Origin of the sequence: Acidovorax sp. Root219 (assembly GCF_001428665.1) — a bacterium.
Classification (GTDB): Bacteria; Pseudomonadota; Gammaproteobacteria; order Burkholderiales; family Burkholderiaceae_C; genus Acidovorax.
Map to the genome: position 1 here is coordinate 318,585 of NZ_LMIJ01000046.1, position 13,043 is coordinate 331,627.

12 protein-coding genes are annotated in these 13,043 nt (G+C 66.5%); 1 reads left to right on the forward strand and 11 read right to left on the reverse strand.

Going from position 1 to position 13,043, the window contains the following annotated elements:
• Positions 1–37 precede the first annotated feature (37 nt).
• From ntrC to ASE28_RS29965, 7 genes are all read right to left on the reverse strand, one after another.
• On the reverse strand, positions 38–1,672 hold the full coding sequence (gene ntrC, locus ASE28_RS29935; protein ID WP_057269653.1) for a nitrogen regulation protein NR(I): 1,635 nt from the start codon (positions 1,670–1,672) through the stop codon (positions 38–40).
• 40 nt (positions 1,673–1,712) lie between these two features.
• Complete coding sequence (glnL, locus tag ASE28_RS29940) at positions 1,713–2,735, reverse strand: nitrogen regulation protein NR(II) (protein WP_057205519.1); 1,023 nt, start codon at positions 2,733–2,735, stop codon at positions 1,713–1,715.
• Between the two features lie 77 nt (positions 2,736–2,812).
• Complete coding sequence (locus ASE28_RS29945; RefSeq protein ID WP_057205517.1) at positions 2,813–3,325, reverse strand: hypothetical protein; 513 nt, start codon at positions 3,323–3,325, stop codon at positions 2,813–2,815.
• A 293-nt stretch (positions 3,326–3,618) separates the two neighbouring features.
• Positions 3,619–5,034 carry a type I glutamate--ammonia ligase gene (glnA, locus tag ASE28_RS29950; RefSeq protein ID WP_007854205.1) on the reverse strand — a complete coding sequence of 472 codons (1,416 nt, stop codon included), beginning with the start codon at positions 5,032–5,034 and terminating at the stop codon, positions 3,619–3,621.
• A gap of 174 nt (positions 5,035–5,208) precedes the next feature.
• On the reverse strand, positions 5,209–6,036 hold the full coding sequence (locus tag ASE28_RS29955) for a molybdopterin-binding protein (protein ID WP_057269654.1): 828 nt from the start codon (positions 6,034–6,036) through the stop codon (positions 5,209–5,211).
• Complete coding sequence (locus tag ASE28_RS29960) at positions 6,033–7,001, reverse strand: EI24 domain-containing protein (protein WP_200964009.1); 969 nt, start codon at positions 6,999–7,001, stop codon at positions 6,033–6,035. The genes ASE28_RS29955 and ASE28_RS29960 overlap by 4 nt, the downstream gene beginning before the upstream one ends.
• A gap of 70 nt (positions 7,002–7,071) precedes the next feature.
• Complete coding sequence (locus tag ASE28_RS29965) at positions 7,072–8,076, reverse strand: bile acid:sodium symporter family protein (RefSeq protein ID WP_057269655.1); 1,005 nt, start codon at positions 8,074–8,076, stop codon at positions 7,072–7,074.
• A 105-nt stretch (positions 8,077–8,181) separates the two neighbouring features.
• On the opposite strand from ASE28_RS29965, the gene ASE28_RS29970 reads away from it, so the two are divergent.
• Positions 8,182–9,081, forward strand: a complete 900-nt coding sequence (locus ASE28_RS29970) for a LysR family transcriptional regulator (protein ID WP_057269656.1) — start codon at positions 8,182–8,184, stop codon at positions 9,079–9,081.
• Here ASE28_RS29970 and ASE28_RS29975 read toward each other — a convergent pair.
• The 4 genes from ASE28_RS29975 to ASE28_RS29990 form a co-directional block, all read right to left on the reverse strand.
• Complete coding sequence (locus ASE28_RS29975) at positions 9,078–10,076, reverse strand: sterol desaturase family protein (protein ID WP_057269657.1); 999 nt, start codon at positions 10,074–10,076, stop codon at positions 9,078–9,080. The genes ASE28_RS29970 and ASE28_RS29975 overlap by 4 nt on opposite strands.
• Before the next feature lie 51 nt (positions 10,077–10,127).
• Complete coding sequence (locus ASE28_RS29980; protein WP_235516251.1) at positions 10,128–10,904, reverse strand: polysaccharide deacetylase family protein; 777 nt, start codon at positions 10,902–10,904, stop codon at positions 10,128–10,130.
• 58 nt (positions 10,905–10,962) lie between these two features.
• The gene (locus tag ASE28_RS29985; protein WP_057206181.1) at positions 10,963–11,949 is read right to left on the reverse strand and encodes a YncE family protein; all 987 of its coding nucleotides are present in this window, start codon (positions 11,947–11,949) and stop codon (positions 10,963–10,965) included.
• Between the two features lie 170 nt (positions 11,950–12,119).
• Positions 12,120–12,872: a 16S rRNA pseudouridine(516) synthase gene (locus ASE28_RS29990; RefSeq protein ID WP_057269658.1), complete on the reverse strand. Its 753-nt coding sequence runs from the start codon at positions 12,870–12,872 to the stop codon at positions 12,120–12,122.
• Between the last annotated feature and the right edge of the window lie 171 nt (positions 12,873–13,043).

Here is a 13,043-nt window from a genome sequence, read left to right on the forward strand (position 1 = left end):
CGAAGCCCTTTTGACCATGCCCCACGGGCAGGAAAGCTCAGCCTTCGTCCGGCGCGTCCAGGCCCAGCTCCTGGATCTTGCGGGTGATGGTGTTGCGGCCTATGCCCAGGCGCTGTGCAGCCTCCATGCGGCGGCCGTGGGTGGCGACCAGGGCCGTGCGGATCAGGCGCGACTCGAAGCGGCGCGTGAGCGCATCCCACACCTCGGGCTGGCCGCCGGACAGGAGCTTCTGCGCCTCGGCCTCCAGCGCCTGCTCCCAGCTCAGCACGGGGCTGGCCGATGCGGCGGGCGCAGCCACGCCGATGGCCGTGTCTGCAGCCCAGGCGGCCGCTGGCGCGGCCGCCACGAACTGCGGCGCCGAAGGCGCCACGGCGTGCAGCCCCCCCACCATTTCGGGCGGGTGCGCAATGGCAGCCACAGGCATGGCAATCACCGCCGGTGGCGCCACGGCATGGCCGTCTGCCACGGCGGCGCGCGCAGGCGCCTGGAACACCGGGGCCTCCAGCACCTCGGGCGGCAGGTCCTGCAGCGAGATGACCTGTGCGGGCGCCATCACCGTCAGCCAATGGCAGATATTTTCGAGCTGGCGCACATTGCCCGGAAAGGCGAACTGCTCCAGCCGGGCCAGGGCCGAGTCGGCAATGCGCTTGGGCTCCACACCGAGCTGCCGCGCGCTTTGCTGCAGGAAGTGGCGCGTGAGCATGGGCACGTCTTCATGGCGCTCGCGCAATGCGGGCAGGCGCAGGCGGATGACGTTCAAGCGGTGGAACAAATCCTCGCGGAAACCGCCTTCCTTGACGCGCCGCTCCAGGTCCTGGTGGGTGGCTGCGATCACGCGCACGTGGGCCTTGACGGCCGCATGGCCGCCCACACGGTAGAACTGGCCGTCCGACAGCACGCGCAAGAGGCGCGTCTGCAGGTCAAACGGCATGTCGCCGATTTCGTCGAGGAAGAGCGTGCCCCCCTCGGCCTGCTCGAATCGGCCGCGCCGCTGTGTCTGGGCGCCGGTGAAGGCACCGCGCTCGTGGCCGAAAAGTTCGGATTCCAGCAGATCCTTGGGGATGGCCGCCGTGTTGATGGCCACGAAGGGCCCCTCTGCGCAGGGCGAGTGCTTGTGCAGCGCGCGCGCCACGAGTTCCTTGCCCGAGCCCGATTCGCCGGTGATCAGCACCGTGACCTGGCTCTGGCTGAGCCGGCCGATGGCGCGGAACACGTCCTGCATGGCGGGCGCCTGGCCCAGCATCTCGGGGGTTTCGGCCTGGCGCTCTTCGGTCACTTCCTCGCGCTGGCTTTCTTCCACCGCGCGGCGGATCAGCTCCACCGCCTTGGGCAGGTCGAAGGGTTTGGGCAGGTATTCGAACGCGCCGCGCTGGAAGGCCGAAACGGCGCTGTCTAGGTCGGAATACGCCGTCATGATGATGACGGGCAGACCGGGCTGCAGTTCGCGTACTTTTTCGAGCAGCTGCAGGCCCGAGCCTCCAGGCATGCGGATGTCGCTCACCAGGACCTGGGGGCCCTGGCGGGCGGGGTCGCCTGCGGTGACGTCGGCCAGCGCGTCGAGCACTTCGCGCGGGTGGGTGAAGCTGCGCGTGGGCAGGTTCTCCCGGGCCAGCGCCTTTTCCAGGACGAAGCGGATCGAGGGGTCGTCATCTACTAACCAGATCGGCTTCATATCTTTGTCTTACCTTCCCTGTGGTTGCGTGTCAGGGACCTCAGGGCAAGGGGATCAGGAATCGGAAGTCGGTGCGACCCGGTACGCTGTCGCATTCGATCAATCCGTGGTGCCGTTGTACGAAGGTTTGTGCCAACGTGAGTCCCAGCCCCGATCCGCCGTCCCGACCCGACACCAGAGGGTAAAAAATACGCTCTTTGATGGCATCGGGTACGCCCGGTCCGTTGTCGATGACATGCAATTCCAGTGCCAGCCGATATCGCTGGCGACCAAACGTTACTTGTCGGGCCACGCGGGTGCGCAAGGTGATCACCGCATCGCCCGCAGCAATGCGCTCGGCCAGTGCCTGCGCCGCGTTCTGAACCACGTTGAGCAGTGCCTGGATGAGCTGCGCCCGGTCGCCACGGAACTCGGGGATGGAGGTGTCGTAGTCGCGCTGCACACGCAGGCCTTGCGGGTACTCCACCAGCACCAGCGAGCGCACGCGCTCGCACACCTCGTGGATATTGACGTCGCCCACCAGGTGCGGGTGGCGGTGCGGGGCCAGCAGGCGGTCCACCAGGCTTTGCAGGCGGTCCGCCTCGTGGATGATGACCTGGGTGTACTCGGTGAGCTCGCGGCTTTCGAGCTCCATCTCCAGCAACTGGGCCGCGCCACGGATGCCGCCCAGGGGGTTCTTGATCTCGTGGGCCAGATTGCGGATCAGCTCCTTGTTGGCCTGGGCCTGGTCGAGCAGGCGCTCCTCACGGTCCTGGCGGGCCTGCTGCTCCAGCGGCCACAGTTCCACCAAGATCTCACCGGCCTGCTCCGCCGCCGCCACGTTGACATGCACGGGCACGGGGTCCTGGTGCAGGCGTTTCAGGCTGGCTTCGTAGCGCAGCGCCGCAAAATCCTGCACGCGCGCACCGGCCAGCGCGGTCTGCAACAGTGCCGGGTCGGTGAAGAAGGTGGAGAAATCACCCCCTTCGAGGGTGCGGCGCGACAAGCCAAGGGTGTTTTCCAGCGCCGCATTGGCGAACTGCACGGCGCCGTCGGCGCGCAGTACCGCCACCAGCGTGGACATCAGGTCCAGCGAATGGAACCGCTCGGTATCGGACGGGGAAGTGTTGTCGGGGGGAGTGCTCACGCGCGGGGTCTGGCTCAATTAGCGGGTGCCACGCGGCCCAGCTCACGCTTGATGCCGGCGATGTCGCTCTCGCTGCGGGACACGCTGGCCTTGAGCTCGGCCGTGCGCTCGATGTAGCGCTGCGGGTTGCGCAGATCCAGGGCATTGCGCTCGGGCGCGCCACCGTTGTATTCCTTGACCAGCTCGGCATGGCGCGCCTCGGCCTTGCGCAGTTCGGATTCGAGGATGGCACGCGCATCGGAGTCGCGGGCCTTCTGGTCGTTGCTGCTCACGCGCGGGGCGTTCGGCGGCGATGCAGACGGGGCGCTGCCAGCGGCAGGCGCGGCAGTGCCACCTGCAGCTGCTGCTGGACGCGAGCCCTGCACCACAGTCACATTGCCGCCTTCGACCAGCTTGCAGCCACGCTCCTTGGCCTGGGTCGCGTTGTTCGTGTACTCATTGCCACAGCGGTAGATGCGGTCCTGGGCCCAGCCGGCAACGGGGGCCAGGGCAGCAAGCAACAACAGGGTGGTAACAGTCTTCTTCATGGAAATTCCTCGCGCGAGCAGCAAATGCACAGTACAGCCAGAGAGTATCCCCGAATCAACCCGCATCGCCAATCCGGCAAGTGCTGCGGCCGTGAGGGGTTAACGGTGCGGCAAGGGCCGTCCAAAGCCGGGGCGGCCCTGGTGGCAAAGGCGAACGCTGGCGGATGGCGCTACGGCAATACACCGGTTCAGAGGCTTCCTGGCCGGTGTTGGTTCCATGCACACCGAATCGGCTGCACCATGAAAAAAGGCGGCTTGCGCCGCCTTTTCGGGTAACCGCCGGGAGGGGCAGATTACAGCGAGTAGTACATGTCGTACTCGACAGGGTGGGGAGCCATGCGGAAACGCGTGACTTCGGTCATCTTCAGGTCGATATAGGCATCGAGCATGGAGTCGGTGAACACGCCACCCTTGGTCAGGAAGCTGCGGTCCTTGTCGAGGTATTCCAGGGCCTGGTCCAGGCTGTGGCAGACGGTAGGCACCAGCTTGTCTTCCTCGGGTGGCAGATGGTACAGATCCTTCGTGGCGGCTTCGCCGGGATGGATCTTGTTTTCCACGCCGTCCAGGCCGGCCATCATCAGGGCCGAGAAGGCCAGGTAAGGGTTGGCCGATGGATCGGGGAAGCGCGCTTCGATGCGGCGGCCCTTGGGGTTGGCAACGTAAGGAATGCGGATCGAGGCCGAGCGGTTGCGGGCCGAGTAGGCCAGCTTCACAGGGGCTTCGAAGCCGGGCACCAGACGCTTGTACGAGTTAGTGCCGGGGTTGGTGATGGCGTTCAGGGCACGTGCGTGCTTGATGATGCCGCCGATGTAGTACAGCGCGAAGTCCGACAGGCCGGCGTAGCCGTCGCCTGCGAACAGGTTCTTGCCGTCCTTCCAGATGGACTGGTGCACGTGCATGCCGGAGCCGTTGTCGCCAGCGTAGGGCTTGGGCATGAAGGTAGCCGTCTTGCCGTAGGCGTTGGCCACGTTCCAGACCACGTACTTCAGGACCTGCGTCCAGTCGGCGCGCTCGACCAGCGTGCTGAAACGCGTGCCGATTTCGTTCTGGCCAGCGCCTGCCACTTCGTGGTGGAACACTTCGACCGGGATGCCCAGGGATTCGAGGATCAGGGACATTTCAGCGCGCATGTCCTGCGTGCTGTCGACGGGAGGCACGGGGAAGTAGCCGCCCTTGACGGTGGGACGGTGGCCGCGGTTGCCGCCTTCGAGCTTGGCGCCCGAGTTCCAGGGGGCTTCGTACTCTTCGATCTCGAACATGACCTTGCCGGGTTCATTGGACCAGCGCACGCCGTCGAAGATGAAGAATTCTGGCTCTGGGCCGAAGAAGGCCGTGTCGCCCAGGCCGGAGGCCTTGAGGTAGGCTTCGGCGCGCTTGGCGATGGAGCGTGGGTCGCGGTCGTAGGCCTTGCCGTCACCGGGTTCGATCACGTCGCACTGCAGGAACAGCGTGGTTTCTTCGAAGAAGGGGTCGATGTTGGCGGTGTTGGGGTCGGGCATGAGCTGCATGTCCGAGGCTTCAATGCCCTTCCAGCCAGCCACCGACGAACCGTCAAATGCGTGGCCCGACGTGAACTTGTCTTCATCGAAGTGCGAAACCGGCACGGTCACGTGCTGTTCCTTGCCCCGGGTATCGGTAAAACGGAAGTCAACGAACTTGACCTCGTTTTCCTTCACGATCTTCATCACGTCTGCAACGGTCTTGGCCATCAGGTTCTCCTGGGTAAAAGCGCTTGTTGAAAAAAGAATTTGCCGAAATAAAAGCAGTTTGCGTGCCAGCGGGGTGCAATCACCGCACTATCGCGGAGCAGCGGCCCGACCTGGGGTCTGGCGAGGACGGTTGAACGCACAAATTTGGTGCATCGCGACAGCCCCCATTGCGCATCACAGGTTGCGCACCATTTCAGGGCCAAGCTCTGCACCAAATTCGTGCAGACCATTTTTGAGGTCCGTCCATGCTGCGGGGAGCGCCTGCGCCGGGCCTTTGACGCCCAGTTCAATGTGCCGCCCGTATTGTGGATGATCCACGCTGGGCAAACTGAACACCCGCACCCCGGCGTGCGATTTTTCTATCTGCTCCATGAGCGGCGTGAGCGCTGCCTCCATGGCGCCGAACACCACCACCGAGTGTTCGGTCTGGGGCGTGCGGTTGAAGTGCTCGGCGTACAGGGTGTCCAGCACCCACTCGATCATGGGCCAGGCCATCACCGGAAAGCCCGGCACGAAGTGCACGGCGCCGCCCTCACTTCCCGGGCTGTCGCAGGTGAAGCCGGGAATCTTGTTGTACGGGTTGGGAATGGTGCGTGCCCCTACGGGGAACATGCCCATGTTCAACCGGTGCAGGTTGTCGTGGCGGTCGGGCTCGTAGGGCAGGCCCTGCTCGCGCGCCACGTCCTGCATGCGCTCTCGGATCAGGCGCTCGGCCTCGGGGTGCAGGGCCAGGTCGGTACCCAGAGCCCGCGCCGTGCATTGGCGGGTGTGGTCGTCCGGCGTGGCACCGATGCCGCCGCACGAGAACACCACGTCGCCCGAGGCAAAGGCACGCTGCAGCGTGGCCGTGATGCGCGCGGGGTCATCCCCCACGTAGTCCGCGTACGACAGGGCCAGGCCGCGCGCGGCCAGCAGTTCGATGGCCTTGGGCATGTGCTTGTCGGCACGCTTGCCCGAGAGGATTTCGTCGCCGACGATGATGAGGCCGAAGGTAGGGGTCATGGGGTGCGGGGATCGGTAGGAAAGGTGCCGGGGGCCGGCAGACTGGCCGCTGCGGGCTCTGGCGCGCTGATGGTGGGCGGCGTGATGTCTTCGATGGCGGGCGCGGGCGCCAGCGTGTCCAGCGGCAGGCGCGAGGGCACGGGCATGGTGGCGCGGACATCGTCCTCGCGCAGCTCCTGCAGCGCCGCCAGGCAGAAATGCGTGAACCACAGCGACGAGAACGCGAACACCAGCATGTAGATCCAGATCGCCAGCGGCACCAGGATGGCAAAAGCGGCCACGAACAGCACGCCCGATGCCCAGACGATGCTGGGTGCAGCGCCCAAGTAGCCGGTGATGATGCCGATGCCCAGCAGGCTGGCGCGGTGGCGCTGGAAAAGCCGCTTGCGCTCCTCCTTGCTGGCATGCTCGGCCAGCGCGTCGAAGGCCATCACACGGTAGGTGAGCCAACCCCAGATCAGCGGCGGCAGCACCAGCACCAGCGGGGGCACAAGCCACAGCGGCACGGACACCACCAGCGCCACCAGCGCCATCACCGTGGAGCCCACGGACCAGGCCACGCTGGCGAAGAAGGAGCCGCCCTTCTTGCGCGCGAGGTCGGGAAAGCGCCGTTCGGCGACCAGGGTCACGAGCGCCGGGGTCATGAGCACCGCCACCAGCAGCAGCGACACCACGACCAGGACCGGCGTGGCCGCCAGGATGACCATCATGGGGGCGAGCGCAGACACCACGCTGCCCAGGCCCCAGCCCTCGAGCCAGCCCCAGAAATTCTTGAGCATGGGGGAGGCATCAAGAAGTGAGTGCATGCTCTGCACCGCCACATCCCAGTAGAAGTAGCCCAGCCCGAACGCCAGCGCCGCCATCAGCAGCAATGGCAGCAGCGAGAGGAGGATGACGCGGGGGCGCATGCAGTACGCCGCGGCGCGCCAGAAAGAGTCCAGCAGTAGTCCCATGCGCCTGAGCATACCGCGAGCCTCGCCGCTCTTGATGAAACCCTGCACCGCCCGGCGGTTGCGCGGGTTCCCGCTGTGCCTATCAGGCCTGTTCGGGCTGTGCGCCCACTGGTTTGCCGGCATCCAGCCCGCGCCGCGCATAGCGCTGCGCGAGCACGCCGCAGACCATGAGCTGCATCTGGTGGAACAGCATCAGCGGCAGCACGATGGCGCCAGCCACGTTGGTGGCAAACAGCACGTTGGCCATGGGCACGCCGCTGACCAGGCTCTTCTTGGAGCCGCAGAAGACGATGGTGATCTCGTCTTCCTTGGAGAAGCCCATGCGCCGCGCGCTCCAGGTGGTGAGGGTGAGCACCAGCGCCAGCAGCACCGCGCACACGGCCAGCAGGCCGGCCAAAGCCATGGGGGGCACCTGGGACCACAGGCCGTCAATGACGGCGTGGCTGAAGGCGGCGTACACCACCAGCAGGATGGAGCCCTGGTCCACCACCTTCATGACGGACGCTCGCTGCTGCAAAAAGCCGCTGATCCAGGGGCGCAGCAGGTGGCCGATGGCAAAAGGCAGCAGCAGTTGCAGGCCGATGCGGCCCATGGCGGCCAGCGGATCGCCCATGGCCGCGTTCTGCGACATCAGCAAGCCCACCAGCAGCGGCGTGAATGCCACGCCCAGCAGCGTGGATGCCGAGGCGCTGCACACGGCCGCAGGGATGTTGCCGCGCGCCATGGAGACGAAGGCAATTGCCGACTGCACTGTGGCCGGCAGCGCGCACAGGTAGAGGATGCCGGTGTACAGGTCGCGCGTGACCAGCGGCTCAAGCACCGGGCGCAGCGCCCAGCCCAGCAGCGGGAACAGCACGAAGGTGCTGGCCACCACCACCAGGTGCAGGCGCCAGTGGCCGATGCCGGCCAGGATGGCCTCACGCGAGAGCTTGGCCCCGTGCAGGAAGAACAGCAGGCTCACGGCCGCCGTGGTGGCAACCTCCAGCCCCCGGGCAAAGCTGCCAGAGGCTGGCAGCAGGCTGGCGGCGATGACCGTGGCGACGAGGTAAAGCGTGAAATTGTCGGGAAGCAGACGGGAGCGGGCCATGGATAAGGGGGCGTAGACGCCTCTTGAGAACGGTATGCACCGATTGGACCTGCTTTGCCAGCCAAAGAGAAATGGATTGATCTGATGAATTTATAATTTCCAATCATGAATCCCAGTCTCCGCCAGCTGCGCGTCTTCCAGGCGGTGGCGCAACACAGCAGCTTCACACGCGCTGGCGACCAGATCGGCCTGACCCAGCCCGCCGTGAGCCGCTGCGTGACCGAGCTGGAGCAGCACCTGGGGATCAAGCTGCTGGACCGCACCACGCGCGAGGTGGTGCTTACGGAGGCGGGCCGCAGCCTGGCGGTGCGCCTGGCGCGGGTGCTGGAAGACCTGGACAGCGTGCTGCTCGATGTGCGTGGCCTGGCCACGCAGCGCCAGGGTCGGGTGCGCGTGGCCAGCAGCCCCACCCTGTCGGCCAACCTGCTGCCCGAATGCATTGCGCGCTGCCGGCGGGAGCACCCGGGGCTGGAACTGCTGCTGCTGGACCGCATGCAGCACGATGCACTGGCCAGCGTGCTCTCGGGCGAGGTGGATTTCGGCGTGGTGATCGAACCCGAGCCGGGGCGCAGCGATGAGTTGCATGCCGAAGCCATCCTCTCGGAACCCTTTTGCCTGGCCTGCCCGCCCACGCACCGGCTGGCGCGCCAGCGCAGCGTGCGCTGGGCCGCCCTGGATGGCGAACCGCTGGTGCTGCTCGACCACGCCTCGGGCAGCCGCCGGCTGATCGACGATGCGCTGCGCCAGCACGGCGTGCAGGCGCCGGTGGCCCAGGAGGTGGGCCATGTGACCACCATCTTTCGCATGCTGGATGCAGGCCTGGGCATCTCGGTGGTGCCCACGCTGGCCTTGCCGCCCGCCGGGCTCCAGGGCCTGGAGGTGCGACCGCTCACGCCCCGTGTGGAGCGCGCCATCGTGCTCGTGCGGCGGGCCAACCGCGCCCTGGCGCCCGTGGCCGAAGTGGCCTGGGGGCTGGTGCGCGACGTGGCAGCGAAGCGGGTCTAAGCCTTTCCGAACAAGCGCAGCACCCCGCGCCATTGCTGCGACCAGAAGCCGCGCCCATAGTCGCGCGTGCGGCCGTCGGGCCCGGGCTCCACCTGGTCGCGCACGCCCGTGGGGTCGTAGCGTTGCTCGAAGTTGGCGGTGCGCATCAGCATGTCCCACCAGGGCAGCAGCACGCCGAAGTTGTGGCCGCCCAGCACCACGCGCGGCGCCTTCTCGCCCGCAGCAGCCGGTTTGATGGTTTCGTGCCCGATGCCGATGCTGTGGTGCAGCCGGTGAAAGCGGGGGCTCACCCACAGGCGCTCCCCCAGGCGGCCGAACCACAGGCGCACGTTGGCGTGCTGGAAGCTTTCGCTCAGTTGCGTGATGGCCACGATGGCCACGAACTGCCCCGGCGCCACGCCGATGAGCTGGGCCACCACCACCAGGATGGTGTCACGCAGCATGTCATCCAGCAGGTGGTTGCGGTTGTCGCTCCACATCGTCATCTGCTGCTGCGAGTGGTGCAGCGAATGCAGCCGCCACCACCATTCGAAATGGTGCTGGCCGCGGTGGATCCAGTAGTCCACGAAGTCGAATACCACCAGGTACATGAGCAGGCTGACCCAGGCCACGTCGGTCACGCCGGGCCAGATGCCATCGAGGTGGAAGGTGCTGATGCCCGACATGCGCAACTCGCCGAACAGCGCGTCCATCACCGGGTCGATGGCGAAGAACAGGCCCACGCGGAACAGGCCCAGCCGGTGCAGCAGGGTGTAGAGGATGTCGGTGCGGATGGTGGCGCGGTTGGTCACCGGCTCCACGGGGCGCCAGCGCTGCAGGGGCCCGATGACGGCGATGATGACCGCCAGCTGCAGCAGGCCCACCAGCAGCCAGCCGGTAGCATCGTAGCCATCCTCCAGCAGGTTGCCCAGGCCGCCCGCGAACATCAATGGCTGCACCACGGTCTCGAACAGCCATTGCTGCGCACCGTCGAATACCGAGCTCAACCACTCCATAACGTTCCCCGCTCCTGTTGCTGTCGCCTCATATGCCGCTGCCGCGCGGCATCACCGCACGGTCTTTGTAGCGTAGTCCGGGTGCTCGCGCAGTGTCCTGAAGCAAAACCCCCGCTCCTTCAGCCCCACGATCAGCGGCTCCAGCACGGCGGGCGCCCAGGGGTCCGTGCGCGACCAGATACCGAGGTGGGCCAGCAGGATATCGCCCGCACGAATATCGCGCAGCGCCTTGCGCAGCAGCGCCTCGTTGCTGGCCTGCGCGGTGGACAGCTCGTCACCCAGAAAGCCCGCAGGCGACCAGCCCACGTGGGTGTAGCCGCAGGCCTGGGCGCTGGCGATCAATTGGGGCGACGTCTTGCCGCCCGGCGCGCGGAACAGCGGCAAGGGCTTTTGCCCGGTGATGGCCTGCAGCCGGTCGGCGGCCTTGGTGATCTCGGCGCAGTAATCGGCCGCCGTCATCGTGAAATCCTGCCCTGCACGCGGGCCGGCCGAGGGGCGCACCTTGAAGGACGGTTTGGCGGCCGTGCCCAGGTCAGCGCGCCAGTAGGTGTGGTCCCAGGTGTGGGAGGCAAAGGCGTGGCCTTCGGCCGCGCGGGCCCGCCACCAGGGTGCCCAGTGCTCGCCCAGGCTGCCATCGCCCTCCTTGGTGCGCTCCTGTGCCGCAAAGAAGGTCACCCGCACCTGATGGCGCTTGAGCACATCGGCCATCAGCGGGGCCACCTCCATGTGGCCGGTGTCCAGGGTCAGGTAGACGGGTTTGGTGCAGTCGCCGGCGGGGGCTGGCGCGCTGCCTTGCGCCAGGCCTGCAGGCACCGCCAGCAGCCACATCCAGGGCAAGACCGCCCTCGCAGTGCAAGCCACAGCCATGCCAGCAGTCATGCCGCTGCTACCGGGGGGCGTGCTGCAGCGTCCAGACGCCGTGCGGGGACTTGCCCACGGGCACCTGGCGCACCACCTTCTTCGCCTCGGTGTCCACCACCGATAGCTTGCGCGCCCAGCGCGAGCTCACGTAGATGAAGCGGCCATCGGCCGAGACTTCCATGCAATCGGGCCCGCCGGGCACGGGGTAGCTGTCCACCACGGCCATGGAGGCCATGTCGATCTTGCTGATGGAGTTGGCCACCCGGTTGCTCACGTAGAGGTGCTTGCCGTCGCCCGCCGCCCGAAAGGCGTGCGCGCCATTGCCGGTCTTGATCTTCCTGATGCTGCGCGGCTCGCGGCCCGAGACGTCGAAAACTTCGACGCTGTCGCCCCCGGTGAGGCCGAGGAAGACATGCTTGTCATCCGGGCTGCCATACACGTCGGCCGGCATGGGGCCGGTCTTGATGCGCCACTTGACCACCTGCGTGGCGATGTCGATGGCCACCAGCTCGTCGCTGTCCTGCATGGACACGTAGACCGTGGTGCTGCGGCTGTCGATCCACATGTGGCTCGGGGTGCGGGCTGTGTTCACGCGTGCGACCAGCGTAGGCTCCTTGCCATCCCAGCGGTAGAAATCCACATGGTTGAGCCGGTTGGCCGCCGTGATCAGCCATTTCATGTCGGGCGTGAAGCGCAGGTGGTAGGGATCCACGATGCCGCGCACCGTGCGCTGGACCTGCGCCGTGCGCGGGTCCAGGAAGGTCAGCGTGTCACCCAGCGCATTGGCCACGATGAGCGAGCGCTCGTCGGGCGTGAGGTACAGGTGGTGCGGCTCCTTGCCGGTGGGGATGCGCGAGGTCTCCGTCCAGGTCAGTGGATCGATCACACTGACGTTGGCCTCCAGCGAGTTCAGCACAAAAATCGGCGGCACCGCTGCCAATGCAGCACTGCCCCACAGCAACACCAAGCCGGCCAGGGCGGCGCATGCGCGCACGGGGGAAAAAATCTTCACAAACAACCAAGCACTTTCAAGACAGTCCGCAAGTGTAGCTCCGGGAGTAGCGCCCCTCCTGCCCGAAGGCGTAACAACTGCGCATGGGGACCGATTGGATCAAGAAGGCGCCCTCGTCTGGCGCCGCCAAAGGGCTGACAACGCCGCAATAGCCTCGAAAGCGCCGCTCCTCAGGCCGGAGCCGTCGTCAGCGTCTTGAGATCGTCGGCGCTCAGCCAGCGCCATTGCCCGGGTGCCAGATCGGCCGGCAGCGGCATGCTGCCGATCTGCGAGCGGTGAAGGCCCTCCACGCGGTTGCCCACGGCGGCCAGCATGCGCTTGACCTGGTGGTACTTGCCTTCGGTCAAGGTCAGGTCCAGGCGGTGCGTATCCACCACCACGCAGGCCGCAGCGCGCACGGGCTTGGGGTCGTCGTCGAGCACCACGCCAGCCAGCAGCTTGCTGGCCTGGGCCTCGTCCACAGGGTGCTTGGTGGTGACCTGGTAGACCTTGGGCACATGCTTCTTGGGGGAGCTCATGCGGTGGATGAACTGGCCATCATCGCTGAGCAGCAGCATGCCCGTCGTGTCCTGGTCCAGCCGCCCCACGGCCTGGACGCCCTGTATGGCCGTCTTGCTCGGACGCTGGCGCAGGGGAGACGGCAACAGCGAATAGATGCTGGGATAGGTCGAGGGCTTTTGCGAGCACTCCGTGCCCGCCGGCTTGTGCAGCAGCACATAGGCCTTCTCGTGGTACGGCCAGTCCACGCCCTGCACGCGCAACTGCAGTCCGTCGGCGTCGAAATCGGCCGAGGCCTCGGTGCAGGACACGTACTCCCCCGCCACACCGGAGGTACTCACCTGCACCCAGCCCTGCTGCACCAATCCGGCGCACACGCGCCGGGTTCCAAATCCCTGGGAGTACAGAATGTCTTGCAGCTGCATGGCGATCAAATAGTGTGGGGGACAGGTACAAAGCAAGGCAGACAGACGGTGCCGGCCGGCAATGCCGCAGACACCATTCAACCACTGCAGTGCCGCCAGGTTTGCCTTGCCCAAACGCAAAACCCCCCAGTCCTTTGGAGACTGAGGGGGATTGGGGCTATAAGAGCCTGA